The following is a 24,450-nucleotide window of genomic DNA, read 5'->3' on the forward strand; positions in this document are numbered from 1 at the left end:
GGGTCCTCCAGGAGTAGGTGTCCTGGTCCCTATGCAGCGACCCTCTGTTCGGCCGCGTTGTCGGCGTGTCGCGACGTCCCACAGTGGCCGTGGGACGTCGCGGGCGCGCCTTATCGGCGGATCGCTGCGCCGTTGAAGTGCCGCATCAAGGAGATGTGCTTCTGCAGCTGCAGACCCTCCTCGTTGTCCGTCCAGAAAGAAACGCGGACGTGGCGGACGCCATCAGCGTCCGTCCAGTCGTGGGCCACACCGTTCGCCGGCGTCTCCTCGTCTCGGACGCCCCAGACAGGCTCCCCCTCGGGTTCGAGGATTTCGGAGTAGAGCACACGTCGGAGGAACTCACGGCGACCGAGCCGCTCGTCACCATCGAAGGCGACGAAGTTTTCCGCGAGAACACGGTCGACTGCCTCCACGTCGCCACTCCTGATGGCTGCAGTGAGCTTGCTCTCTCGGTAGTGCAGCAGCACCGGATCCAGTGCGGGTTCCTGCTCTTCGATGTCGTTCTGATCTTCGTTCGTAATCACCCCTCCATGCTCACCCCCTTCCGTCGCAGTTCGTGACCGCCAAAGCGCTCGCCGCAGCGACACGCCGAGCAGCACCCGAAGCCGCGGAGGATGCATAGGCACCTACATGCGTCACTTCACCGAGAGTCAACACGCCGCTCTCCGACTTGCCCGCGTCCCCGACGGGCAGATCGTTCCGGCTCAGCGAAGCCCGCACTCCCCCAGACTTCCGGGCCGGCCGACCGGAGCCGCGTACGGCAAGCCGTTCAGGCGCCCCGGTCCGGTTGCCGAGTGCGCGCACACGCAATGCTGGGAACCCGAGCCCCTCGGAAAGGGTGTTCTCGAGGACGAGAGATACCTGCGGGGGACTCTTGTCGCGTTTCTGCAACCGGGAGCGGCGCGAGCGGTTGAAAGCTTTCGTCCACAGTTCGACGCGGAGCGCTGGCAGCACATTCGGCTCTTCGTGACCGACGCAGTCGCTCTGATCGCCCCCGCCTGCCATTACCTAGCCGAGCGGCTCATGGTGGTGGTCGGTGGCTTCGTGGACTGGGTCGTGAATGTGTGCGGCTACCCGGTGAAGATGCACGTCGTCTTCCACCCCGTCTTGATCCGCCGCTACATCGGCCGAGACGACAAGCAATGGCAGGACAAGACCCGACGCGACTACCGCTCCCTGCTCCTCCGCATCGCAGAGGTCGTCGTGCCCGATGCTGGCGCCATCCCGTTCGGATCGCTGAACACGGAGACACCAACCCTGCCATACACGGACTGCGAGCTTGGGCTGCTTGAGTCTTGGGCTCGTGGGCAGAGCTCAGCCCAGCGTCGTCGGGACGCTGGGCTGATCCTCGGTCTTGCCGCCGGAGCGGGACTCGACCCGTGGGAGATCCAGCATCTTCGAGATGAGGACGTCGAGGTCGGCAGCGCCGGGGTGCGGGTGACCGTCGCCGGTTCGATTCCCCGCGACGTCACAGTGTTGCAGCGCTGGGAGGATCTCGTCCGCGACTCGTTGACGGGTCGGTCCGGTCGGGAATGGGTGTTCGGCCCGGCGACACGCCTAAGCACGTTCAATGCCATCACCCCGTTCATTCGACGGACCGACCGCGGGAACGAGCCAACGCCTGTCCCCACTCGGATGCGTCAGACATGGATCGTCACGCACCTCGCCGCCCGGACACCGGCGGACCTGATCATGACCGCGGGCGGCCTGACCAAGCCGGAACACCTCGCGACTTCGCTCATCCACATCCCGGCGCTGCAGGGCTCGGACGAGCGTCGCCGCGTCATCCGCGAAGCTCGCGCGGACAGGCACCACCAGCCCTGACGCGGGGAGCCGCGGTCACAGCACCCGGAACGCGGCGTGTCGCAGACGGTCAGCACGTGCTGGCTGTAGCCGCCCACGCGAGTGCAGAGCGCGCTGCTGGGCGACCCACCGTCCGATCGCGACCTCAGCGGGATCCGATGATCGCCGTCGTGGCGCGAAGCCGTGATCGGCCCAGAACTGCTGGTGCGCAGCGAGCATCGTCGCCCAGCGCGCGTCTCGCGGCGACCATGCAAAGCCGGGCACCGCTTCAAGGCGACGCACCTGGTAGTCGCAGTAGCCACCCGCGACGTGGACCTGCCGGAAGTAGGCGACCGCGTCGACCAACGACTGTTCCGCGGTCGCGGGCCGTGGACGGCGACGATCAGCCAACGGCATCCGGCCGGACGCGACGGCGAACGACTCGAGCTCGTGCACACGATCGATCCACCGCCGCACGAACGGCCGTGACGCAGCGTCCGGGTTGATGTCGGCCAGGTAGTACTCGACTCCGCGGCGCTGCTCGAGCGACAGCAGCCGGGAGGGCTGATCGCTCAGGGCGGTGTACTCGGACCACAACGCAGCAAGCGCTGCCGTGGGGGTAGACATGCGGATCCTCTCCGCGACCGGCCATCGGTCGCGGAGTCGGTATGCGCGGACTCACGAAAAACGTGGCGCCACGGCGGGGCCGGAGAGAACCGGGTCCAGGAACAGGACCCACTCCGAACGCGCGCTCCCTACGGTGGCTGAGGCCGCGCAACAGGAAAGGGGCGCTGAAGCCGTTGCACGCTCACCGACCGCGTCAGGCGACCCGGACCTCGCCAGCACTACTCACGGCGGCTGCTAGAGCCACCCGCGGATCCCGGGCGTGTCGGACCTACTCTCGCGAGCTGGTGCGGAAGTGAGCGGCCAGGATCATCGATCTTGGATCCAAGATCGGACCCGGCTTCGTCACCGCGGCATAGGCCCCGCATGCGAACGATTCCCCAGACCGCTCCGGGTCACGGCGCGCTCCTGGATTACAGTCTCACGGTCATTGCGGCCGTTCGGTCTGCCCGCGCGATGAGCTACCAGCCGACCTTCCCCCGCGACCGCTGGGAGACCCTTCGTGCACTCGTGGTGGAGGCGGCCACGACAGTCGCCGGAGCGACCGGGCTCAAGCGCGACCGGCTCATGATGATCGCGGCGCCGTTCGCTGACTGGGTGGTCAACGTCAACGGCTACCCGACGACGACCGCGGTCGTGTTCCACCCCGTTATGGTCCGCCGCTACGTCGCCCGCGACGACGTCGCATGGTCGGACACCACCCGCCGTACCTACCGGTCAGCGCTCCTCCGGATGTCCAAGGTCCTCATCGGCGACGTGTCGCTGCAGTTCGCACCGACCACACCTCAGAACACCGCCGCCCCCTACGACGACCTCGACCTGCACCTGCTCGAAAGCTGGGCGCGTGGACAGTCAACCGCCGCGCGCCGCCGTAGCGCCGGTGCCGTCCTCGCGCTTTGCACCGGCGCCGGACTAAAGGCGAGCGAACTCCTCCAGGTCCGCCGCTCCGACATCACGGCGGACGCCCACGGCATCGTCGTCACCGTGACCAACGGTGGCCGGGCCGTTCCGCTGCTCGCCCGCTTCGAACAGCTGCTCCTCGACTCGGTCGCCGATGTCGAAGCTGACCACTGGGTATTTGGCTCGCCTAAGCGAATCAAGCACGGCATCAGCACCCTCACCACCTTCCTCTACGACACCGACCGGGGCCGCGAGCCTGACCCGGTCACGCCCCGCATGCGCAACACGTGGCTCATCACCCACCTCATCGCCGGCAGCAACATGCGCGCCCTCATGACCGCCGCAGGCGTCACCAAGTTCGAACACCTCGACCAACTCGTCGCACACGTCCCCGCCCTCGACACTGCGTCCTATCGCCAGCAGCTTCGCGTGCAGGAGGTCACACGATGACCGCAGCATTGACGAAGTACCACGACGCCGAACACGTCGATCGATGGTTCGAGCAGGGCTTCGAGATGACCCTCGGCGACTGGGTCACAATGGGCACGAAGAAGTCCGTCAAGCGGGCCGTTCACGAGGTATCCCTTGTGTGCAGGCACGGCGACGTGCAGCGGGTCATCGACGGCTTCAAAGCAGAGACGCGGAAATCAAACGCCGGTCAGAAGAGCAAGTTCAGCGAAGCGAGCGCCCTGATGCTCGTCTTCGTGTCCCTGCGCGCGAACCGAAAAATGTCACTCCTGGCAGCCGTCGAGATGCTGATGGTCATGCCGTGGAAGCAGCGGAAACGCCTCGGTATCACCGAAGTTGTGGAGAACCGCCAGGAGCTGATGTACGACCGAGTCTGGGCGGCGCTTGCTCGCCTCCGCGACCTGGTCGACGACGAGCCCGGCGACCGCCACGAAGGCATGACCTTCGAGCTCTACAACGAGCTTGTGGCAAAGCGGGACCCTGTGGAGATGGGTGCGCGAACCCGACGGCGCGAGGAGCTCATGACCGCTATCCTGCACGGCTCCGTACTCCTCCTCCCCAAGGAGATTCGGGACCGCTCAGACGGAGCACACGCAATCGACGCCACCATCCTCGAGCTCGTCGGGATGCACAAAGCCTTCGAAAACATGCGTCCCGGCGATAAGATGCCGACCAACCACGGCGGCGGCCTCTACGTGCGTAACGGAGACCACGACGGTTCCAAGAAGGGACCGGGCAAGCGCAAGTACGGTCAGGAAATCGAGTACTGCATCTGGACCCGCAACAGCCCCGACGCCGACAAGGACTTTCCGCTTCTCTTCACGGCGATTGGCGACCACAAGCCCGGCAAGCTCGTCGGACACGGTCGCAAGCTGCTTGAGTCCCTCATCGCCCGCGACATCAAGATCAAGACCCTCATCGCCGACCGCGCCTACACGCCCAACGCGAAGGTGGAGGACCTGCAGCTGCCCTTCGCACAGCATGGCGTCAGCTTGATCATGGACTACGGCATCGACCAGAAGGGCAAGCAGGCTTTCTGGGCCAGCCCCGACGGCAAGCATGACCTCGTGATGTGCGACGGAAGCTGGTATCTCGCCTCGATGCCCGAGATGCTTCAGCTCGCCGAGAAGACCTATGCCGACGCAAAGAAGGCGGCGACCGACAACATCGCAGACGAAGCCACTCGTGAGGCACACATTGCTGCCGCGCACGACGTGCTCGTTCAGCAGCGCAGCCGCCGCTCCCGCTTCCGCCTGGAACCGCGTGGTCGTCACCGAGCCGACGGCGCACGGCAGTACTTCTACCCGACCCTCAGTCTCGAAGACTCCGTCGATATCGATCCCAACACAGGATCGATCGTCGAGATCACCGTGCCGAGCAAGACCGTCCTCATCCCCGGCGTCCTCGGCGGCGGCAGCCGAAACGAGGAGAACACGAAGCACCTCAAGTACGGCCAAGAGTTCGAGTACAAGTCCGAAAAGTGGCGCGGCATGTACGGGCTGCGCAACACCGTCGAGTCTGGCAATGCTTCTGTGAAGAACCCGGAGCACCTCGCACTCGGCATCGCGATGAAGCGCCTCGTGCGCGGCCCATGGTTCGCGGCCCTCTGCGCCGCGATGGCGGCCGCCTGCGAGAACATCCACCGCATCGTCGACTGGTACCAGGAACGACTCAACCTCGCCCACCGGAATCGCAAAAACCGATCGCACCCAGCCGTTTACGAACAGCGCGACCCTGCGAAGTACTGGGCCGACTTCCAGATCACGACCGCGCCGCCGGACATACCTGTAGCGGCCTGACCAGGCCCGCTCCGAACTGAACAGACCAACCCCAGCCGCTCGGCGTGAGCAAAAAGCACCCGAGTCGGTGCCCCCTACCCGAAAATCGGGTGGGGGGCTTTTTTGCGTCCTTGACGACGTCCGTCGACGACGTTCGCGCCCCCGATGCACACTTTTGGGCTCCTCAGAGCCAAGCTGAAGGCGTTGCAGAGGGTCCGCGCAGGCCTCAAGGAGGGTCGAATCGGATACACCGAACCGATTCGGTCGATAGGCCGATCGGTCCGGAGCTCCGCCTCCAGGATTCGAACCCGGACCTAACGGCACCAAAGGCCGTCGTGCTGCCATTACACCAAGGCGGAACGCCCCCGGAGGAGCCCGACCATCCTCCCATGTGCCCGACACTGGTCGTGCGCCGCCGATCCACGCCATGATGGACGGATGCCGCCAGAGGACGAGGTCGACCGGATCGTCGCGGCGTGGGGCCGGGAGCGTCCGGACCTGGACTTCGCGCCGCTCGACGTGCTGTCCCGGGTGGACCGGCTGGCCCGGCACCTGGACCGGGCTCGGCGGCAGGCGTTCGATGCGGGCGGCATGGAGCCGTGGGAGTTCGACGTCCTGTCGGCACTGCGGCGCGCTGGCGACCCGTACGAGCTGAGCCCCAAGGCCCTGCTGCAGCAGACCCTGGTGACCAGCGGCACGATGACGAACCGGGTGGACCGGCTGGCCGCACGCGGGCTGGTCGCACGCCGGACCGACCCCCGGGACGGCCGCGGCATCCTCGTGTCGTTGACGACCGTGGGGCGTCAGGCGGTGGACGCTGCCATCGCCGACCTGCTCCGGGCGGAGCGGGACATCCTGGCCGGGGTGTCCGACGCCGACCAGGGCCAGCTGGCGGGACTGCTGCGCCGGCTCATCCTGGGTCTCGGCGACTAGCGCCGACCCCGCAGGAGCACGTCCGGCAGACCGCAGCAGGCAGTCCGGGCCCCGCTACACCCCGAGCTGCTCCGCGACCTCGAGCCACCGCTCCTCGAGCTGTTCGACCTCGGCGTCCAACGCCGTCAACTCCGCCTGCAGCTTCCCGAGCCCCTCGTAGTCGGACTGGTCGTGCGCACCGAACGCCTCGAGCCGCTTCTTCCGGTCCAGGGCGAGCTTGCTGATGCGGCGGTCGAGCGCCGACATCTCCTTCTCCACCACGCGACGCTCCGCGCCGGAGAGCGTCGGCGCAGCCGCCGTCCCTGCCGGACGCAGCCCCGAGGCGGCGGCGACGGCGGACGACCCGGCCGTGTCGGGCCTCCCGGCCGATGCCGCGGCAGCAGCCGACGCCGTCCCGCCACCGGTGCCCGCGGCCCGGAGCTTCATGTACTCGTCGACGCCACCGGGCAGGTGGCGGAGGTGCCCGCCGAGGACCGCGTACTGCTGGTCGGTGACACGCTCGAGCAGGTACCGGTCGTGGCTGACGACGAGCAGGGTGCCCGGCCAGGTGTCGAGGAGGTCCTCCATCGCGGCGAGCATGTCCGTGTCGAGGTCGTTCGTGGGCTCGTCGAGGATCAGCACGTTCGGCTCGTCGAGCAGGATCAGCATGAGCTGGAGGCGGCGCTTCTGCCCGCCGGACAGGTCCTTCACCGGGGTGGAGAGCTGCTCCGAGGTGAACCCGAGGCGCTCGAGCAGCTGCGACGGCGTCATCTCCTTGCCGTCGGCGACGTAGCTCGTCTTCTTGCGCGCCACGACCTCACGCACGCGGTCCTCGGCGAACTGGGCGAGGTCGGCGAGCTGCTGGTCGAGGACCGCGATCTGCACCGTCTTGCCGGTCTTCACCCGGCCGGTCGTCGGCTGGAGCTTGCCGGAGACCAGGTTGAGCAGCGTCGACTTGCCGGCACCGTTCGGGCCCAGGATGCCGGTCCGCTCACCCGGGGCGATCCGCCACTCGATGTCCTCGATGATCATCGTGCCGTCGAACGACACACCCGCGTCGAGGAGGTCCACGACGTCCTTGCCGAGGCGCGCCGTCGCCATCTGCGACAGCGCGACAGTGTCGCGGATCGGGGGCACGTCGTCGATCAGGGCGTTCGCCGCGTCGATGCGGAACTTCGGCTTGCTCGTCCGTGCGGGGGCGCCGCGGCGGAGCCAGGCGAGCTCCTTGCGGGCCAGGTTCTGGCGGCGCTGCTCGCTCGACGCGGCCTGCCGGTCACGCTCGACGCGCTGCAGGATGTACGCCGCGTAGCCGCCCTCGAAGGGTTCGACCACGCCGTCGTGCACCTCCCACGTGTCGGTCGACACCGCGTCGAGGAACCACCGGTCGTGGGTCACGACGACCATGCCGCCCTGGTTCGCGGACCAGCGGCGGTTGATGTGCTCGGCCAGCCACTGGATGCCCTCGACGTCCAGGTGGTTGGTCGGCTCGTCGAGGAACAGCACGTCCCAGTCGCCGACCAGGAGGCGCGCCAACGCCACCCGACGTCGCTGCCCGCCCGACAGTTCGTCGACCGTGACGTCCCACGGGATGTCGGAGACGAGGCCCCCGATGACGTCGCGGATCTTCGCGTCGCCGGCCCACTCGTGCTCGGCGAGGTCACCGACGACGACCTGCCCGACGGTCATGCCCTCGGGCAGGATGTCGCGCTGGTCGAGGTAGCCGATCGTCACCCCGCGTCGGTGCGTGACGCGGCCGTCGTCCGGTTCGAGGCGCTGTGCGAGGAGCGCGAGCAGCGTCGACTTGCCGTCGCCGTTACGGCCGACGACGCCGATCCGGTCGCCCTCGTCGAGGCCGATGGTCACGCTGTCGAAGACGACACGGGTGGGGAACTCGAGATGCACGTTCTCGGCGCCGAGGAGATGAGCCACCTGACCAGGGTAGGCGGGTCGCGGGGGTGCGGGGTGCCAGGGGGTGCGGGCGGCGGAGCGCGTGGGGACGGCGCTGAGCGGGGCGGCGGCGCTGCCGTCGGGCAGGCGGGCCGGCGGGCGCGCGGCCGGTTCCGATCGGCTGCACCCAACGGGATCTCCTTCGCACCACGGGATTCCACGGTGCAAGCCGGATGCGGTTGTGCGGGTCCGGTTCGCGCCGGCTCGGGCGGCACCCGGTCCGGGCCGCCCCGGGTCCGCCGGGCTCAGCCGTCGCCGTGCCCCGGCGGTCGCCCGGGGGGCGCGGGGGCGCACGGGGCTCCGCCGGTTCCGGCTGGCTGAGCGCAACGGGATCCCGCTCGAACCGGCTGATCCCGTGGCGCGAGCCGGATGTCGTTGGGCGGGTCCGGCCGGCGCCACGTCCGACCCGCGCCGGGTCCGCCCCGCGGCCGAGCCCGCGAGCCAGGGTGCCCAGGAGCGCGAGCCCGCGCCTCCCGTCAGCCCGGCCTGGAGGCGCCGCTCACGCCGTCCGCTCGAGGAACGCCCGCCACCGCTCCCGCTGCCTCGTCACGACGACGAACATCACCCCGAACACGAGCGCGAGGACGGCTTCGAACCAGAGCATGACGCCGTTGCCCGCCGCGAGGGACTGCCCCACCGCCAGCGGCACCCACCCCGCGGTGAACCAGAGGGTCCACTCGCTCTGCACCAGCCGCAGCTGTGCCAGCCGTCGGAGCACCCGGATGCGGTGCGGCTCAGCCGGCGCGCGACCGCTGAGGACCCGCTCGATCCCGCGTCGCTCCCGCATCGTCATCCCGGAAAGCGGATCGGACCACATCGTCCGCCACGAGCGTGCGCGGCTGATCCGCACGACCCCGACCGCCCAGACGACCAGTGCCAGCACGAAGGCGCCGGTGCCGATCAGGGACGACGTGTCCGACGGCTGCCGAGCCGGCGTCGTCGTCTGCACGGCCAGCAACCACCCGAGCGCACCGGCGAGCACGATCAGTGCGGCCGCCGCGACCAACCGGCTGCGGAGACGTGCTCCGCTGCGCTGCACCTCCCGCGGTTCGGCACCGTCCGCCAGGAAGGCGGAGCGCTGGTCGACGAACTCCCAACGCCGGTCGTCGAACGAGAGCGGCGGGACGTCGGCCCAGGCGTCCGGCCGGGAGGCCCGACTCACGTCGCCGCGGTCGGGTCGCCTTCGCCGGCCGCGTCCTTCGCCCGCTTCAGGCGCGCCTGCGCTTCCCAGTACTCGATCTCTCGCTCGAGCTCGGCGAGTTCCTGCTCGGTGCTCGAGACACGCTTGTCCCCGTGCGCGCTCTTCGCGGCGCCGAGGGTGGCGTACCGGTCCTCGTGACGCGCGGGCTCGAGGTACCGGCCGTGGTTCCGCGGGCCGGCAGCCCAGTCGTGCCCGATCGTGAACCAGACGATGCTGCCGACGACGGGCAGCAGGATCACGAGGATGATCCACGCGACCTTCGGCAGCCCACGCACCTCGCTGTCGGTCCGCGTGATGATGTCGATCAACGCGAACACGAGCAGGACGACGCTCACGCCGGACAGCAGGATTCCCATGGCCTCGGATCCTATGGGCCCGCTGTGTCCTCCCGCTACTCCCACCGTCGCGGTCCGAGCTGGCACGCACCTGTCGCTCCCGCGGACGGGCTCACGCGGCGGAGCCGGGGGCGTCCTTCCGAGTCGGCCCGGCTCGGAGCACCCGGCGCACCCGGAACACATCGGCCCCGACGACCCCGGCTCCGACGATGACGAGGACGGCGGACACCGCGTACAACGCACCGAGCGGGAAGTCCGAGGACCCGGCTGCCAGGACGAGGGCACTCCAGACCGTCGCGTACCAGAGCGGCTGTTCGACGCGCAGGAGGTCCGCACGGAGCAGGGCAACCGCGCGGACGACCCGACGCCGATCGGCCGGTACCGGGGTCCGACCGGTGACCGCTCGCTGCACGGCCTGGCGTTCCCGGCTGGTCAACACCGTCGTCACCGTCGGGTACGCCATGCCCAGGCGTCCGCGGACCCGGTTCCCCTGGATCGTGCGGACGACCACGACGCCCAGGGCCACGACCACCACCGACAGTCCGGCGACTACGTGGAGGGTGTCGTCGTCTCCGCGGGGCAGGACGACGAACCCGACCGTCACGACGAGCAGTGCCAGGACGCCGAGGCACAGACTCCACCGCGACCACGCACTGACCCGGAGGAGCGAGCCCTCGTCCGCGAGCACCGCTTCCGCGTCGTGGGCAGCCGCCGCCCATCGTCGGGACACCAGGTCTTGGTCGATGCTCACGTCTCCCGATCGAACACCGTCCGCGACCTCAGAGGACGCATCACCCACGGTCAGAGGGCCGCGACCCACTCGTCCGACCCGTCGGTGAAGCGCTGGTGCTTCCAGATAGGCACCTGCTCCTTCACGAGGTCGACCAGGGCACCGCAGGCCGCGAACGCCTCGGCCCGGTGTCCCGATGCCACGGCCGCGGCGAGCGCGACGTCCCCGATGCCGAGGGCGCCCACACGGTGCAGCACGGCGATGCGGACCTCGGGGTGCTGTTCCGCGATGCTGCGGGCGACCGAGGCGATGACGTCACCGGCGCTCGGGTGCCGTTCGTACTCGAGGGCGGTGACCCCCTTGCCGCCGTCGTGGTCGCGGACGACCCCGGCGAAGGTGACGACGGCTCCGTCCTGGTCCGAGGCGACGACCGCCGACACCTCGTCGACGGTGATGTCCCGGTCGACGACGTCGGCCACGACGACCCGTTCGGCTGCGGTGCCGCTCACGGGGCGCTCCGCGGGGCGTGCCCGTCGCCGTGCAGTTGGGCGAGCAGGTGGTCGAGGAGCCCGTCGAGCACGGCCAGCCCGTCGGCGACCCCGCCGCGGGACCCGGGCAGCGTGACGACGAACGCCCGACCGCCGACGACCCCGGCGACTCCGCGGCTGAGGAGTGCCGTGGGTCCGGCACCGGCCAGACCGCGGCGGCGGATCTCCTCGACGATGCCGGGGAGTTCCAGGTCGAGCAGCGGCGCGACGGCTTCGGGGGTGCGGTCGGTCGGGGTGACGCCGGTGCCGCCCGTGGTGATGACGACGCGGGCACCACCGCTGACGGCTGCGGTGAGGGTGTCGGCGACGGGGCCGCCGTCGGGGACGATCGCCGGGTCGCCGACGGTGAACCCGCGGGTGCGGAGCCACTCGGCGATGACGGGTCCGGTGCGGTCGAGCGCGGGGTCGGTGGCGGCCGAGGTGGAGACCACGAGGACGGCGGCGCGACCGCGGTCCGGAGTGTCGAGGGTCATGACGCGATCCAGTCGCCGGAACGTCCGCCGTGCTTCTCGAGGACGCGGACGTCCGTGATCGACGCTGCACGATCGACGGCCTTGACCATGTCGTACACGGTGAGGGCGGCGACGCTGGCGCCGGTCAGGGCCTCCATCTCGACGCCGGTGCGTGAGGTCGTGCGGACGGACACGTTGACGACGACGCGGTCCCCGGTGCCGGTGATGTCGACCTCGACCCCGGCGATCGGCAGCGGGTGACAGAGCGGGATGAGGTCGGCGGTCTTCTTCACCGCCATGATCGCCGCGATGCGGGCGGTGCCGATCACCTCGCCCTTGGGCAGCGAGCCGTCGAGGATCCGGGCGACGACGTCCGGTCGGGTGACGAGCGTCGCGGTGGCGGTGGCGGAGCGTGCGGTGACGTCCTTGTCGGAGACGTCCACCATGTGCGCGCTGCCGTCGGCGCGGACGTGGGACAGGTCGGTCATCGGATGCTCCAGACGGTCAGGACGTCGCCCGGGTCGACCTGGCTGGTGCCGACCGGGACGTGGACGAGGTGCGTGGCTTCCGCGTAGTGCCAGAGCAGGTGCGAGCTCGGCCCGCCGACGAACTGCACACGGCCGTCCACGATGGTCCCGCGCCGGACCTGGTGCTTGCCTGCGGGCGAGGTCGCGGCGTCGGCACTCGGCAGGTCGGCACTGGGACGGCCCTCGGGCAGTCCGGCGGCGCGGGCGAGCACCGGGCGCAGGAACACCTCGAACGACACCAGCGCCGAGACGGGGTTGCCCGGGAAGGCGACGACGGGCACCGACCGACCGGCGATCGTCACGCTGCCGAGGGCCTGCGGACCGCCCGGCTGCATCGCGACCGGTGTCACCTGGAGCCCCCGCGGCTCGAGCGCCTGGCGGACCACCTCGTACGCTCCGGCACTGATGCCGCCCGTGGTGAGGACGAGGTCCGCCCACTCCCCCACGGCCTGGTCGAGCGCCTCGACGAACCGTTCGGCGTCGTCGGGCACCCGGACGCGACGGGTCTCGACGCCGACCTCGGCGAGCGCGGCGGACAGTGCGACACCGTTCGCGTCGCCGATGGCCGCCCCGGCGCGGAGGTCACCGGCCGCGGCGGCACCGCCGTCGTGGAGCAGTTCGCTGCCGGTCGACACGACGAGCACCCGCGGACGACGGAACACGTCGACGGTGGCGACCCCCGCCCCGGCGAGGGCGCCCAGGACGGCGGGGGTGACGGCCTGTCCGGCGCGGGCGATGGCCGACCCGGCGCGGAGGTCCGAACCGGCGACGCGGACGAACGTGCCCGCGACCAGGTCGTCCGGCACCGGCACGACCTCGGCGTCGAGCGCGGCGGGGAAGGCACCGGCGGGGGTCGACTCCACGGGGAAGACGGCATCGGCACCGTCCGGGATCCGCGCCCCGGTCATGATCGGGGCTGCGGTACCCGGCTCGAGGGGTGGGGGCACGAGGCCAGCGGGGATCGGAGCGACGACGCGCAGGGTGGTACCGGCGTCGGCAGCGCGGACGGCGAACCCGTCCATCTGGCTGTTGTCGAACGCGGGCAGCGGGGTCGGTGCGGGCACGGAGGCCGCGAGCACCCGGTACCCGCGTCCGGCGCCGGACGCCACGGCCAGGTCGACGACCGGCACTGACTCGGCGTCTCCCCGCCCACCCGGCAGGGCCGGCTCGACGAGCGCCTGGACTGCTTCCCGGTGCTGACCGATCGTTCGCACGCGCGCCTCCGAATGGTCCTGACGCGGCGCATCGGACGACGCACCGCTCGCGGGCCGTTCCTGGCCTGCATCTGTAGCGTAACGACGGCGCCGACCAGCGCCGAGGACGACCGGAGGACCTGTGGACAACGAGAAGACGGCAACGATCGGTGTGATCGGTGGATCCGGCCTGTACGAGCTGTTCGAGCCCGGCACCGCCGACGAGATCGACGTCCCGACGCCCTTCGGTGCGACCTCGAGCCCGATCAGCGTCGGCACGATGTCCGGCCGCCGGGTCGCGTTCCTGACGCGCCACGGCCGCGCGCACTCGGTCGCCCCGCACCGCATCGAGCACCGCGCGAACCTCTGGGCGCTGCGCTCACTCGGCGTCCGGGCCGTGGTGTCCTCGAGCGCCGTCGGCGGCCTGCACCCCGACTACGCCCCCGGCACCTTCGTGGTGACGGACCAGCTGATCGACCGGACCTGGGGCCGCGCCGACACGTACTTCGAGGACGAGGTGCAGCACCTCTCCTTCGCCGATCCGTTCGACCCGGTGCTCCGTCGTGCGGCGATCGACGCCATCGCCGCGCTCGACGTGCCGTTCCGCCCGACCGGCACGTGCGTCGTCATCCAGGGCCCGCGGTTCTCGAGCCGCGCCGAGTCCGTGTGGATGCGCGAAGCCGGCGGCCACACGATCAACATGACGATGTCCCCCGAGGTGCCGCTGGCCGCCGAGCTCGGCATCGGCACGGTCAACCTGTCGTTCGTCACCGACGCCGACGCGGGCCTCGCCCCGGCCACCGACGAGACCACGAGCACCAACACGAGCACCGGCACCAGCACCAGCACCGCCAGCACAACCAGCACCGACGCCCCGGTCACCCACCAGGCCGTGATGGACCGCCTGGCCCGCGCGAACGAGGTGATCGTCCGCGCGATCGGCTCGATCGTGGCCGCGATCCCCGACGACTACGCCCCGCGTGAGCTCGTGCCGGCGAGCGCCTCCGCCCGCGTGCTGGAGCTCCGCCCGTGACCCGCCTGCTCGTCACCGGCGGCGCCGGGTTCATCGGCTCGACGATCGTCCGGCAGGCCCTGGCCGCCGGGTACGAGGTCCGCGTCCTCGACTCCCTGCGTACCGACGTGCACGGCGATCCGGAGGCCGTGGTCACCGCCCACCGCACCGCCGGCATCGAGCTGGTGCACGGCGACGTCCGCGACCGGGTGGCGCTCGATGCCGCGCTGCACCAGGTCGACGTGGTCTGCCACCAGGCAGCGAAGGTCGGGCTCGGTGTCGACTTCCAGGACGCGCCCGACTACGTGTCGAGCAACGACGCCGGCACCGCGCACGTGCTGGCCGCGATGGACCGGCTGGACCTCGGCCGCCTCGTGGTCGCCAGCTCGATGGTCGTCTACGGCGAGGGCGCGTACACGACCGCGGACGGCGAACCCCTGCGCCCGCCGGCCCGTCGCCGCGAGGACCTGGACGCCGGGCAGTTCGACCCGATCGGCCCCGACGGCCGTCCGCTGCTGCCGGGCCTGATCGACGAGTCGGCCGCCCTCGACCCGCGGAACGTCTACGCGCAGACGAAGGTGGCGCAGGAGCAGCTCGCCTCGTCGTGGACCCGCGCCACCGGCGGTCGCGCGGTCGCGCTCCGCTACCACAACGTCTACGGCCCGGGCATGCCGGCGAACACGCCCTACGCGGGCGTCGCGTCACTGTTCCGCTCGGCCCTGGCCCGCGGCGAGGCCCCCCGGGTGTTCGAGGACGGCGCGCAACGTCGCGACTTCGTGCACGTCGACGACGTCGCGGGTGCGAACCTCGCGGCGATCGCCGCGACCGAGTCCGCCCCGGCCGAGTCGTTCCGGGCGTTCAACGTCGGTTCCGGCACGGTCCACACGATCGGCGAGATGGCGGCCGCGATCGCCGGTCCGGACGGTCCGCAGCCGGTCGTCACGGGTGAGTACCGCCTGGGCGACGTCCGCCACGTGACCGCGTCCTCGGCCCGCATCGCCGAGGAGCTCGGCTGGCACGCGCAGGTCGACTTCGCCGCGGGCATGCGCGACTTCGCGACGGCCCCGCTCCGCGCCGCGGTGCGCTGACCGGACGCCCCACGGCCACACCGGTCGGACCCGGCCACGCGCGGGACGGGAGGCGCGTCCCCCACTCGGGGCACGCCTCCCGTCCGACACCCGGTCGCGACCACCGCCACGGTGCGGAGAACGGCCAGCCGGACGCGCCGACACGTACCCCGGTCAGCAACCTCGTGTTGGGTTGGGTGCATGACACAACACCCCGCAGCGGACGCCGTCGGGCCGGAACCGACGCGCCCGACTGACGAGGCGACCACCGCGACCCATCGCTCGGAGCACCCGCACCGAATGGTCTCCATGAGCGTCGACGTGATCCTCCCCTGCCTCGACGAGGCGGACGCGCTGCCGTCCGTCATCGGCCGCCTCCCCGAGGGGTACCGGGCCGTGGTCGTCGACAACGGCTCCACCGACGGTTCGGCCGACGTCGCCCGTGCGCACGGCGCCCTCGTCGTCACCGAGCCGGTCCGCGGATTCGGTTCCGCCTGCGCGGCCGGTGTCGCCGCGGCGACCGCCGACTACGTGGCCTTCTGCGACGCCGACGCGTCGATGGACCCGGCTGAGCTCCCCGCCCTCGTCCAGCGCGTCGCGGACGGCCGGGTCGACCTGGCTCTCGGTCGCCGCGTCCCCACCAGCCGCGGCGCCTGGGCACCGCACGCACGCTTCGCGAACCGCGTCCTCGCCGTCCTGATGCGCCGCGCGACCGGCTACCGACTGACCGACCTGGGCCCGATGCGCGTGATGCGTCGCGAGGACCTCGTGGCCCTCGACCTCCGCGACCGCCGCAGCGGCTACCCGCTCGAGATGGTCCTCGCCGCACACGCCGCCGGCTGGCGCGTCGACGAGTCGGACATCGGCTACGCGCAGCGCATCGGCGACAGCAAGGTCACCGGCACGCTCCGCGGCACCGTCAACGCCGTCAAGGACATGTCACGTCTGCTCCGCGCCTACCGACGGGAGGCCCGCACCCGGACCGTCGCACCCGTGTCGGTCCGCCAGCGGGTCGCCGCCACCTCCGCGGCTGCGGAACCCACCACCGCCGAGGCCCGCTCGTGACCGGCATCACGGTGGCCGTCGTCGCCAAGGAGTGCCTGCCCGGCAAGGTGAAGACACGCCTGACCCCGGCCTTGACCCCTGAGGGTGCTGCCAGGGTCGCCGCCGCCAGCCTCGCGGACACGCTCGCCACGGTGTCGGCGCTGCCGGCAGCACGCCGGGTCCTCTTCTACGACGGCGACGTCCTGCCCGACGGCGCGGACGGCTTCGACGTCCTGCACCAGCCCGGCGGCGGACTCGACGAGCGCCTGGGCTTCCTGTTCGACACCGTGCAGGAGCCCCTGCTGCTGGTCGGCATGGACACCCCGCAGGTCTCGGTCGACGCCCTCGCCCCCGTGTTCGACAGCGCCGAGCGTGACGCGTGGTTCGGTCCGGCGGAAGACGGGGGCTTCTGGTCGCTGTTCATGCGCGAGCCGACCGGCGACCTGATCCGTGGCGTCCCGATGTCCCAGGACGACACCGGCGCCGTGCAGCTCGAACGGTTGCGGTCCGCCGGGCTCGACACGGGCCTCCTGGCCGAACTGCTCGACGTCGACACGCTGCCCGACGCCGAGCGCGTCGCAGCGCTCGCCCCCACCACGCGGTTCGCGGCGGCCCTGGCCGACGAGACCACGACGACCACCGGAGGTGTCCGATGACCGACACGACGAGCACCCTGCAGGCCTTCGGGGCCGGCGGCGACGAACCGTACGCACGGGCCCTGCGCTCGGACGGCCGACTCCGGCTCACCGACCCCGAGCGTCCGGGCGAGGTCGTCACGATGGACGTCGGACGCTGGAGCGCGGCGGCGGACCGGGTCGACCGGTCCCTGCTCGAGGGCGCCGACGGTCCGGTCATCGACCTCGGCTGCGGGCCGGGGCGCATGCTCGTCGCGGCACTGCGGATGGGGCTGCCGGCACTTGGTGTCGACGTCTCGGCCGAAGCGGTCGCGATCGCCAACCGCTCCGGCGGTCGGGCCGTCCAGGGATCGGTCTTCGAGCCGGTGCCGGACGAGGGCCACTGGGACACCGCGCTCATCATCGACGGCAACATCGGCATCGGCGGTGACCCGGTCGCCCTGCTCGCCCGTGCTGCCCAGATCGTCCGGGACGGCGGCCGTGTCGTCGTCGAGACGAACCGCGACGGCGACGCCGACCGCACCTACGTCGCCACCGTGACGGACGCCGACGGCCACGCGAGCTCCGCGTTCCCGTGGGCCGAGGTCGGGCTCGCCGCCCTGCACGCCCACGCCGCCACGGCTGGGCTCACCGCCCGCCAGAGCTGGACCGACGGCGGCCGGCACTTCTGCGAGCTCATCGCCTGACTCCTGTCTTCTTTTGCATGATGCAAGAGAACGACGTAGAGTGGTGCGCAGCAGTCGATGGTGTCGCGGACCCGTCGGCTCGATGGTCGCGGCGCCTCGGCACGACAGCGAGGAGAGCACCATGAGCACCTTCCCCCTCGGCGGGACCTTCGTCAGCGGACTCCGTCAGCACGACGAGCTCGGCACCTACACCTCGACCGGCCGTGCGATGCGCGTCGACGCGGAGACCGGCACCTACACGGGCGTCCCCGCCGGACACATCGGTCGGTTCGTCGACACCGAGTTCCGTCGTCCGAGCACGGCGACCTCGAGCACGCGGACCGTCACCGGGTCCGTCCGCACCGCGACCGGGTCGTTCCGCACGGCCTGAACCAGTCGGGAGGCTCAGCTCCCGTCGGCAAGTCGCCTCGGCCCGCCCCCAGAACGGCTCGCCTGCGCGGCGAGCAACCAGACCGCGAGCGGTCGCACTCCTCGGCTCCCCCCCCCCCAGCCCGAGGAAGGCGGCCGCTCGCGTTCGTTCCGGCAGTCCCCCGCGTGGTTCCCCGCAACGGCTCCGCACGGTTCTCCACAACCGTGAGCGCATCCACCACGGCGATGCCAGGATGGGGTCATGAACGACCGTGCCGGAACCCCAGCGACCGCAGACGACCTCGTCGACCTCGATGCGCTCACCGCGGCGTACTACGACCGGGTCCCGGACGTCACGAACCCCGAGCAGAAGGTCGTGTTCGGCACCTCGGGGCACCGCGGCTCCTCGCTCGACAGTGCGTTCAACGACACGCACATCGCCGCCATCACGCAGGCGATCGTGGAGTACCGCACCGCGCAGGGCACCGACGGCCCGCTCTTCATCGGCCGCGACACCCACGCGCTGTCCGGTCCGGCCGAACGCACCGCGCTCGAGGTCCTGGCCGCCAACGGCGTCCACGTCCTCGCCGACGCCGACAACGGGTACGTCCCCACGCCGGCGCTGAGCCACGCGATCATCGCCTACAACACCGCCGGACACGACGACACCGCCGACGGCATCGTCATCACCCCGAGCCACAACCCGCCCCGCGACGGCGGCTTCAAGTACAACCCCCCGCACGGCGGTCCCGCCGACAGCGACGCCACCTCGTGGATCGCCGACCGTGCCAACGCGATCATCGCGGGCGGCAACGCCGAGGTGCAGCGCGCCGAACACGCCACCCACGACGGCTACGACTTCCTGCACAACTACGTCGCCGACCTCGAGAACATCATCGACATCGCCGCGATCAAACGTGCGGGGGTGAAGATCGGCGCCGACCCGCTCGGTGGTGCCTCGCTGCCGTACTGGAACCTCATCCGCGACCACTACGGCCTGGACCTCACCGTCGTGAACCCGGACGTCGACCCGACCTGGTCGTTCATGACGCTGGACTGGGACGGCAAGATCCGGATGGACCCGTCGAGCCCCTCGGCGATGGCGTCGGTCGTGGCCCGCAAGGACGACTTCGACGTCCTGACGGGCAACGACGCCGACTCCGACCGGCACGGCATCGTCACGCCCGACGGCGGTCTGATGAACCCGAACCACTACCTCGCCGTCGCGATCGAGTACCTCTACGCGCACCGTCCGCAGTGGCGCGACGACGCCGCGATCGGCAAGACCCTGGTGTCGTCGAGCATCATCGACCGCGTCGCCGAGTCCCTGGGCCGTCGTCTGTGGGAGGTCCCGGTCGGCTTCAAGTGGTTCGTCCCCGGGCTGATCGACGGCTCGGTGGCCTTCGGCGGTGAAGAGTCCGCGGGGGCGTCGTTCCTGCGCATGGACGGCACCGCCTGGACGACCGACAAGGACGGCATCATCCTGGCGCTCCTGGCGTCCGAGATCGTCGCCGTCACGGGCAAGACCCCGTCGCAGCTGTACGCCGAACTCACCGAGCGCTTCGGCGACCCGGTGTACCAGCGCGTCGACGCCGCCGCCAGCAAGGAGCAGAAGGCCCGCCTGTCGAAGCTCGACGGCGACGCCATCACCGCCGAGACCCTGGCGGGCGACCCGATCACCGCGAAGCTGTCGAAGGCGCCGGGCAACGACGCCGCCGTCGGTGGTGTCAAGGTCGTCACGGACAAGGCCTGGTTCGCCGCTCGCCCCTCCGGTACCGAGGACGTCTACAAGATCTACGCCGAGAGCTTCGTCGGGCAGGCGCACCTCGAGCAGGTCCAGCGCGAAGCCAAGGAGATCGTCGACGCCGCCCTCGGGTCCTGACAGGCGCTCGGTTCCATGGAAGGCTGAGCAGCATGGCGTTGTTCGGACGGAAGAAGCCGGTGTCGGAGTCGCTGCCCCTCGTCGTGCTCGCGCAGCGCACGCTGGCGGAGCGCGGTGTCGAGACGACGGTGGACGGGCCGGGCGACGACCCTGCACACGTGCGTCTGCTCGGGGCGGACGGGCAGGTCTACCTGCTCGCGAACCTCGCAGCCCAGGTCCGCGGCGAGAACGACGAGCGCCGGACGGCCATCGTCCGGGCCCACTTCGACCGGATGCTGCAGGCGCACCGTGAGCCGACACCCGAAGAACTGAGCGCCGACGAGCTGCGGGACCGCGTCCGGCTCCGCCTGCTCGCGGAGGACGGCTCCGACCCGACCGACCTGACGTACGCGCGACCGTTCGCCCCGGGGCTCGTCCTCGGGCTCTGCGTCGACTACCCGACGATGGTGAGCACCCTGGCGACGCAGACGCTGCCGAAGCTCGCGATCGGTGCGGACGAACTCTGGGCGATGGCCCGCTTCAACACGGACGCCGAACCGGTGGACGCGAACGCCGAGCTCGCGCCGGGCGTGCACCTCGTCGAGGGCGAGTCGCTGTTCACCGCGTCGAAGGCCGTCAACCTGCCCGCCCTGTTCGGTGCCGCCCCGTTCGGCACCGTGTTCGCCGTCCCGCACCGGCACCTGCTGCTCGCCGTCCCGATCCGTGACGCGGACAGCCTGCAGGCGATCCAGACGCTCGCCGGCCTGCTCGTGCGGATCCTCGGCGACGAGGACGCCGGGCTGCCCGGTGGGCTCCTCAGCCCGGACCTGCTGTTCTCCCGCCACGACCAGGTGTCCACCGTCTCGTCGTTCGACCAGGAGACCGGCGAACTCCGCATCGAGGTCGACGAGCGGTTCCAAGAGGCCCTGGAGCAAGCCGTCGCCTGACGGGTCCCCGCCGGCCACCCCGGAGGTCTGCCCCACATCACGCTGTGGACGGCTGCCGATCTCCACAGGAACGCGTTCCCGGTGCGCGCTGCCGTTGCCCGAGTTGTAACTTTGCACGCAGCGCAAAATCTTCGGGAGTCCCGCACATGACACAGACCGCGACCGCACCCGCGGCCCCCACGACGACGTCGAACGTCGTGATGAACCACCGCCAGATCCTGCTCGTGATCTACGGCCTGATGGCCGGTATGTTCCTGGGCGCCCTCGACCAGACGATCGTGGGCACGGCGATCCGCACCATCGGCGACGACCTGCACGGTCTCGACCAGCAGGCGTGGGTCACCACCGGGTACCTCATCGCCTCGACGATCACGACGCCCATCTACGGCAAGCTGTCCGACCTCTTCGGTCGACGCCCGCTGTTCATCACGGCGATCGCGATCTTCATCCTCGGCTCGCTCGCCGCGTCGTTCTCGACGTCGATGCTCATGCTCGCCGGGTTCCGTGCCCTGCAGGGCCTCGGCGCGGGTGGCCTGATGTCCCTGCCGCTCGCGATCATGGGCGACATGCTCGCGCCGCGTGAGCGCGCCAAGTACCAGGGCTACTTCCTGGCCGTCTTCGGCATCTCGTCCGTCATCGGCCCGCTCGTCGGCGGTGTCTTCGCCGGCGCGAACGAGCTCCTCTTCATCTCCGGATGGCGCTGGGTCTTCCTGATCAACGTCCCGATCGGCATCATCGCGCTGTTCATGGTGCTGACCTTCCTGCACCTGCCGAAGTACGGCGAGCGCCGCAAGCCCCGCATCGACTGGTGGGGGGCGTCCCTCGTCATCGTGACGCTCGTGCCCCTGCTCCTCATCGCGGAGCAGGGTCGTGAGTGGGGTTGGGGCTCCCCCGGTGCCTTGGCCTGCTACGGGGTGGGTGCGCTCGGGCTGATCGCGTTCGTCATCGTCGAGCGGGCGATGGGCGACGACGCGATCCTGCCGCTGAAGCTCTTCAGCTCACACGTGTTCTCGATGGCGGCGGTGCTGTCGGTGCTCATCGGCTTCGGCATGTTCGGCGCGATGCTGACCATCCCGCTGTACCTGCAGATCGTCAAGGGCGTGACGCCGACCGAGTCCGGGTTCGCGATGCTCCCGATGGTCCTCGGCCTGATGATCTCGTCGATCGCGTCCGGTCAGATCGTGTCCCGCACCGGCAAGTACCGGATCTTCCCGGTCACCGGTACGGCCTTCACCGCCGTCGGTTACACGGTCCTGACCTTCCTCACTGCGGACCGCCCGCTCTGGTTCCTGATGACCGGCATGTTCCTCATCGGTCTCGGGCTCGGTCAGCTCATGCAGACGCTGACCCTCGCCGCGCAGAACTCCGTCTCCCCGCGGGACATCGGCGTCGCCACCAGTGCCGCCACGTTCTTCCGTCAGATCGGCGGCACGATGGGCACCGCGGTGCTGCTGTCGGTGCTGTTCAGCCTGATGCCGACGAACATCACCGGTGCGCTGCAGAACGAGTCCGACCTGAAGAGCGCCCTGAACGCCGCCCTGAACCCCGCGGTGGCGAACGCCGAGGCGAACAAGGGCGTGATGAACCAGATCTGGGACCCGATCGTCACCCCGATCAAGAAGAACGTCCAGGACGGCCTCGACCAGGGCGCCGTGCAGGCGAAGCAGGCAGCCGACCAGGCCGTGACGAAGCAGGTGACCGCCGCCGTGCAGCAGCAGGTCGACGCGGGCACCATCCCCGCCGCGGCCGCCGACACGGTCATCGCCCAGCAGGTCGCCGATGCGAAGGGCGACGCCGAGCAGAAGGCGCTGCAGACCGCGGCCGCCAAGGTCGGCGCGGATGTCGTCGACGGCACCCTGCAGGTCGACTACTCGAACGCCTCGCAGCGCAGCAACATCGTCGACACGGTCGCGCCGAAGCTCGTCGACCAGCTGCGCGACGGCAAGGGCGGCACCTCGACGAGCACGTCGTCCACCAACGACACGTCGTTCCTCAACGGTTCCGACAAGCGTCTGAGCCGTCCGTTCCTGGTCGGGTTCAGCGACTCGGCGGTCACGGTCTACTGGGTCGGCCTCGCGGTCATCCTGCTGGCCTTCGTCCTGACCTGGTTCTTCAAGGTGCCGCCGCTCCGCAAGACCTCGGCGCTGCAGGAGCAGGCCGATGCCGCGCGGAAGACTGCCGATGACGACCGTCTGACCGTCGACGCCCAGCAGGCGGCGACCGGTTCCGGCTCGCTCGTCTCGCCGGACACCGGGTCGATGTCGATCGTGCCGACCTTGCCGGACGTGCCCGCGCAGCCGCGCTCGGCCCGCTCGGCCGGTGGCTCGACGGTCTCGGTCCTGCCGACGACGACCACGAGTGCGACGTCGACCACCAGCGCGACGTCGACGGACGACACCCGGGCACTCCTGCCCCACGCGTCCACCCACGGAGCGCACTCGTCGTCGACACCGGTGGACGAGCCTCCCGCAGCGACCGGTGCGATCCGGACGCAGCACGGCGCCCACGCCGCCGGCGACACCGAACCGCCGGCCGACGAGCACCCGCACGGTCGGCACACGGCCGGCTAGCCCCTCGCGGAACGCAACGTGGGCGGTTGCACGCAGCGGTACTCCGCGGTGTGCAGCCGCCCACATTGCGTGTTGCGGGAGGTGTCGGGCGTAGCGTCCGGAGGATGAGTCTCGAAGTCCGCAACGACACCGACCAGAACCAGTACTCCCTCGTCGAGGACGGCACCGTCATCGGCCTCGCCGCCTACGAGGTCGACGGCGACGCGATCCACTTCGTGCACACCGAGGTCGACCCGGAACACCGGGGTGGCGGGCACGCCTCGATCCTCGTCGAGCACGCCCTGGACGACGTGCGGGCGAACTCTGACCGCCGGGTCGTCGCCGAGTGCAGCTACGTCGCCGCGTGGCTGGACCGGCACCCGGACCACCAGGACCTGCTCACGCGCTGAGCAGCGTCGGGATCGCGCCCGACGGCCTCCGCCGGCGACGCCCGTCGGGTCGCGCGACGTCTCAGTACGAGCGGTCGTGCGTGCCGGCCCGGTGCGCGCCGCTGCCGGCCCGCGCCGACGGCACCCGGATGAGCACGGTGCCGCTGAGCAGGTCGTGGTCGTCGCGTGACGGCGTCGGCGCCTCTCGCGGGAGGCGCGCCTGCCGCTCGTACTCGGCTTGCGTCTCGTGTCGGGTCGGCGCGAACACCTCGTCCATCATCGACACGACGCCACCGGATCCGCCCCCGCGTGTGGACTTGTTCGACAGGTCGATCCAGCCCACGCGGTCGGCGATCCACATCACGACGACCGCAGCGGCCACCGCCCCCAGGAAGATCAACCAGTTCACGGCAGCGACGTTACGTGGCCGTCCGGCGGAGGACATCCGCCGCGCGGCTGATCCTCGTGATCCGCACGGACGGCACCGCACTGCCCGCACCGAGATTCGTGCCCAG

General features: G+C 70.6%; 25 protein-coding genes and 1 tRNA gene. 14 read left to right on the forward strand and 12 right to left on the reverse strand.

Going from position 1 to position 24,450, the window contains the following annotated elements:
- Window positions 1-110: 110 nt before the first annotated feature.
- Window positions 111-524, reverse strand: coding sequence for a hypothetical protein (locus tag QCD68_RS03000; RefSeq protein ID WP_301221969.1), 414 nt, complete (start codon window positions 522-524; stop codon window positions 111-113).
- Between the two features lie 442 nt (window positions 525-966).
- Between QCD68_RS03000 and QCD68_RS03005 the strand changes: the two genes are divergently transcribed.
- Window positions 967-1,824: a hypothetical protein gene (locus QCD68_RS03005; protein WP_301221970.1), complete on the forward strand. Its 858-nt coding sequence runs from the start codon at window positions 967-969 to the stop codon at window positions 1,822-1,824.
- Between the two features lie 15 nt (window positions 1,825-1,839).
- Here the strand turns inward: QCD68_RS03005 and QCD68_RS03010 are convergent, their stop codons facing one another.
- The gene (locus QCD68_RS03010) at window positions 1,840-2,409 is read right to left on the reverse strand and encodes a helicase associated domain-containing protein (protein ID WP_301221971.1); all 570 of its coding nucleotides are present in this window, start codon (window positions 2,407-2,409) and stop codon (window positions 1,840-1,842) included.
- Window positions 2,410-2,862: 453 nt separating this feature from the next.
- Here QCD68_RS03010 and QCD68_RS03015 point away from each other — a divergent pair, with 453 nt between their 5' ends.
- Entirely contained in the window at window positions 2,863-3,756 is an 894-nt protein-coding gene (locus tag QCD68_RS03015) for a site-specific integrase (protein ID WP_301221972.1), read from the forward strand.
- On the forward strand, window positions 3,753-5,573 hold the full coding sequence (locus QCD68_RS03020) for a hypothetical protein (RefSeq protein ID WP_301221973.1): 1,821 nt from the start codon (window positions 3,753-3,755) through the stop codon (window positions 5,571-5,573). The genes QCD68_RS03015 and QCD68_RS03020 overlap by 4 nt, the downstream gene beginning before the upstream one ends.
- 266 nt (window positions 5,574-5,839) lie before the next feature.
- On the opposite strand, the gene QCD68_RS03025 is transcribed toward QCD68_RS03020, so the two are convergent.
- Window positions 5,840-5,911 (reverse strand) — tRNA-Gln (locus QCD68_RS03025).
- A gap of 79 nt (window positions 5,912-5,990) precedes the next feature.
- Here QCD68_RS03025 and QCD68_RS03030 point away from each other — a divergent pair.
- Entirely contained in the window at window positions 5,991-6,485 is a 495-nt protein-coding gene (locus tag QCD68_RS03030; RefSeq protein WP_111076453.1) for a MarR family winged helix-turn-helix transcriptional regulator, read from the forward strand.
- A gap of 54 nt (window positions 6,486-6,539) precedes the next feature.
- Here QCD68_RS03030 and QCD68_RS03035 read toward each other — a convergent pair whose 3' ends face one another.
- The 8 genes from QCD68_RS03035 to QCD68_RS03070 all read right to left on the reverse strand — a co-directional run bounded on the left by QCD68_RS03035 (window position 6,540) and on the right by QCD68_RS03070 (window position 13,418).
- Window positions 6,540-8,393, reverse strand: a complete 1,854-nt coding sequence (locus QCD68_RS03035; protein ID WP_111076452.1) for an ABC-F family ATP-binding cassette domain-containing protein — start codon at window positions 8,391-8,393, stop codon at window positions 6,540-6,542.
- A 517-nt stretch (window positions 8,394-8,910) separates the two neighbouring features.
- Complete coding sequence (locus QCD68_RS03040) at window positions 8,911-9,573, reverse strand: hypothetical protein (RefSeq protein WP_301221974.1); 663 nt, start codon at window positions 9,571-9,573, stop codon at window positions 8,911-8,913.
- Complete coding sequence (locus tag QCD68_RS03045) at window positions 9,570-9,968, reverse strand: PLD nuclease N-terminal domain-containing protein (RefSeq protein WP_301221975.1); 399 nt, start codon at window positions 9,966-9,968, stop codon at window positions 9,570-9,572. Before QCD68_RS03045 ends, QCD68_RS03040 begins: the two co-directional genes overlap by 4 nt.
- A gap of 91 nt (window positions 9,969-10,059) precedes the next feature.
- Window positions 10,060-10,698: a hypothetical protein gene (locus tag QCD68_RS03050; protein WP_301221976.1), complete on the reverse strand. Its 639-nt coding sequence runs from the start codon at window positions 10,696-10,698 to the stop codon at window positions 10,060-10,062.
- Window positions 10,699-10,748: 50 nt separating this feature from the next.
- Window positions 10,749-11,186 (reverse strand): molybdenum cofactor biosynthesis protein MoaE, encoded by a 438-nt coding sequence (locus tag QCD68_RS03055; RefSeq protein WP_111074966.1) that lies wholly within the window; start codon window positions 11,184-11,186, stop codon window positions 10,749-10,751.
- Window positions 11,183-11,698: a MogA/MoaB family molybdenum cofactor biosynthesis protein gene (locus tag QCD68_RS03060; protein WP_301221977.1), complete on the reverse strand. Its 516-nt coding sequence runs from the start codon at window positions 11,696-11,698 to the stop codon at window positions 11,183-11,185. Before QCD68_RS03060 ends, QCD68_RS03055 begins: the two co-directional genes overlap by 4 nt.
- Window positions 11,695-12,165, reverse strand: a complete 471-nt coding sequence (moaC, locus tag QCD68_RS03065) for a cyclic pyranopterin monophosphate synthase MoaC (RefSeq protein WP_301221978.1) — start codon at window positions 12,163-12,165, stop codon at window positions 11,695-11,697. The genes QCD68_RS03060 and moaC overlap by 4 nt, the downstream gene beginning before the upstream one ends.
- Window positions 12,162-13,418: a molybdopterin molybdotransferase MoeA gene (locus QCD68_RS03070; protein WP_301221979.1), complete on the reverse strand. Its 1,257-nt coding sequence runs from the start codon at window positions 13,416-13,418 to the stop codon at window positions 12,162-12,164. The genes moaC and QCD68_RS03070 overlap by 4 nt, the downstream gene beginning before the upstream one ends.
- A gap of 121 nt (window positions 13,419-13,539) precedes the next feature.
- On the opposite strand from QCD68_RS03070, the gene QCD68_RS03075 reads away from it, so the two are divergent.
- The 10 genes from QCD68_RS03075 to QCD68_RS03120 all read left to right on the forward strand — a co-directional run bounded on the left by QCD68_RS03075 (window position 13,540) and on the right by QCD68_RS03120 (window position 23,956).
- Window positions 13,540-14,430 carry an MTAP family purine nucleoside phosphorylase gene (locus tag QCD68_RS03075; protein ID WP_301221980.1) on the forward strand — a complete coding sequence of 297 codons (891 nt, stop codon included), beginning with the start codon at window positions 13,540-13,542 and terminating at the stop codon, window positions 14,428-14,430.
- A complete protein-coding gene (locus QCD68_RS03080) occupies window positions 14,427-15,497 on the forward strand; it encodes an NAD-dependent epimerase/dehydratase family protein (RefSeq protein ID WP_301221981.1) in 1,071 nt (356 codons plus the stop codon). Before QCD68_RS03075 ends, QCD68_RS03080 begins: the two co-directional genes overlap by 4 nt.
- A 288-nt stretch (window positions 15,498-15,785) precedes the next feature.
- Window positions 15,786-16,541, forward strand: coding sequence for a glycosyltransferase family 2 protein (locus QCD68_RS03085; protein ID WP_367316824.1), 756 nt, complete (start codon window positions 15,786-15,788; stop codon window positions 16,539-16,541).
- A complete protein-coding gene (locus QCD68_RS03090) occupies window positions 16,538-17,176 on the forward strand; it encodes a TIGR04282 family arsenosugar biosynthesis glycosyltransferase (protein WP_301221982.1) in 639 nt (212 codons plus the stop codon). Before QCD68_RS03085 ends, QCD68_RS03090 begins: the two co-directional genes overlap by 4 nt.
- Entirely contained in the window at window positions 17,173-17,841 is a 669-nt protein-coding gene (locus QCD68_RS03095) for a class I SAM-dependent methyltransferase (protein ID WP_301221983.1), read from the forward strand. The genes QCD68_RS03090 and QCD68_RS03095 overlap by 4 nt, the downstream gene beginning before the upstream one ends.
- A 121-nt stretch (window positions 17,842-17,962) precedes the next feature.
- Window positions 17,963-18,211, forward strand: a complete 249-nt coding sequence (locus tag QCD68_RS03100) for a hypothetical protein (protein ID WP_301221984.1) — start codon at window positions 17,963-17,965, stop codon at window positions 18,209-18,211.
- 240 nt (window positions 18,212-18,451) lie between these two features.
- Entirely contained in the window at window positions 18,452-20,071 is a 1,620-nt protein-coding gene (pgm, locus tag QCD68_RS03105; protein ID WP_290157674.1) for a phosphoglucomutase (alpha-D-glucose-1,6-bisphosphate-dependent), read from the forward strand.
- 32 nt (window positions 20,072-20,103) lie between these two features.
- Entirely contained in the window at window positions 20,104-20,997 is an 894-nt protein-coding gene (locus QCD68_RS03110) for a hypothetical protein (RefSeq protein WP_301221985.1), read from the forward strand.
- Window positions 20,998-21,143: 146 nt separating this feature from the next.
- The gene (locus tag QCD68_RS03115) at window positions 21,144-23,567 is read left to right on the forward strand and encodes an MDR family MFS transporter (RefSeq protein WP_301221986.1); all 2,424 of its coding nucleotides are present in this window, start codon (window positions 21,144-21,146) and stop codon (window positions 23,565-23,567) included.
- Between the two features lie 104 nt (window positions 23,568-23,671).
- Entirely contained in the window at window positions 23,672-23,956 is a 285-nt protein-coding gene (locus tag QCD68_RS03120) for a GNAT family N-acetyltransferase (protein ID WP_290157671.1), read from the forward strand.
- 61 nt (window positions 23,957-24,017) lie between these two features.
- Here QCD68_RS03120 and QCD68_RS03125 read toward each other — a convergent pair whose 3' ends face one another.
- Window positions 24,018-24,344 carry a hypothetical protein gene (locus QCD68_RS03125; RefSeq protein WP_111074953.1) on the reverse strand — a complete coding sequence of 109 codons (327 nt, stop codon included), beginning with the start codon at window positions 24,342-24,344 and terminating at the stop codon, window positions 24,018-24,020.
- Window positions 24,345-24,450 lie beyond the last annotated feature (106 nt).

The organism is Curtobacterium sp. PsM8, assembly GCF_030433875.1.
Classification (GTDB): domain Bacteria; phylum Actinomycetota; class Actinomycetes; order Actinomycetales; family Microbacteriaceae; genus Curtobacterium.

What these genes read in the sequence shown, in the direction of transcription:
- QCD68_RS03095 (WP_301221983.1), top strand. Translation starts at nt 17,173, where the DNA reads ATGACCGACACGACGAGCACCCTGCAGGCCTTCGGGGCCGGCGGCGAC.
- QCD68_RS03100 (WP_301221984.1), top strand. Translation starts at nt 17,963, where the DNA reads ATGAGCACCTTCCCCCTCGGCGGGACCTTCGTCAGCGGACTCCGTCAG.
- pgm (WP_290157674.1), top strand. Translation starts at nt 18,452, where the DNA reads ATGAACGACCGTGCCGGAACCCCAGCGACCGCAGACGACCTCGTCGAC.
- QCD68_RS03085 (WP_367316824.1), top strand. Translation starts at nt 15,786, where the DNA reads ATGAGCGTCGACGTGATCCTCCCCTGCCTCGACGAGGCGGACGCGCTG.
- QCD68_RS03115 (WP_301221986.1), top strand. Translation starts at nt 21,144, where the DNA reads ATGACACAGACCGCGACCGCACCCGCGGCCCCCACGACGACGTCGAAC.
- QCD68_RS03020 (WP_301221973.1), top strand. Translation starts at nt 3,753, where the DNA reads ATGACCGCAGCATTGACGAAGTACCACGACGCCGAACACGTCGATCGA.
- QCD68_RS03110 (WP_301221985.1), top strand. Translation starts at nt 20,104, where the DNA reads ATGGCGTTGTTCGGACGGAAGAAGCCGGTGTCGGAGTCGCTGCCCCTC.
- QCD68_RS03045 (WP_301221975.1), bottom strand. Translation starts at nt 9,968, where the DNA reads ATGGGAATCCTGCTGTCCGGCGTGAGCGTCGTCCTGCTCGTGTTCGCG.
- moaC (WP_301221978.1), bottom strand. Translation starts at nt 12,165, where the DNA reads ATGACCGACCTGTCCCACGTCCGCGCCGACGGCAGCGCGCACATGGTG.
- QCD68_RS03060 (WP_301221977.1), bottom strand. Translation starts at nt 11,698, where the DNA reads ATGACCCTCGACACTCCGGACCGCGGTCGCGCCGCCGTCCTCGTGGTC.
- QCD68_RS03120 (WP_290157671.1), top strand. Translation starts at nt 23,672, where the DNA reads ATGAGTCTCGAAGTCCGCAACGACACCGACCAGAACCAGTACTCCCTC.
- QCD68_RS03030 (WP_111076453.1), top strand. Translation starts at nt 5,991, where the DNA reads ATGCCGCCAGAGGACGAGGTCGACCGGATCGTCGCGGCGTGGGGCCGG.
- QCD68_RS03010 (WP_301221971.1), bottom strand. Translation starts at nt 2,409, where the DNA reads ATGTCTACCCCCACGGCAGCGCTTGCTGCGTTGTGGTCCGAGTACACC.
- QCD68_RS03015 (WP_301221972.1), top strand. Translation starts at nt 2,863, where the DNA reads ATGAGCTACCAGCCGACCTTCCCCCGCGACCGCTGGGAGACCCTTCGT.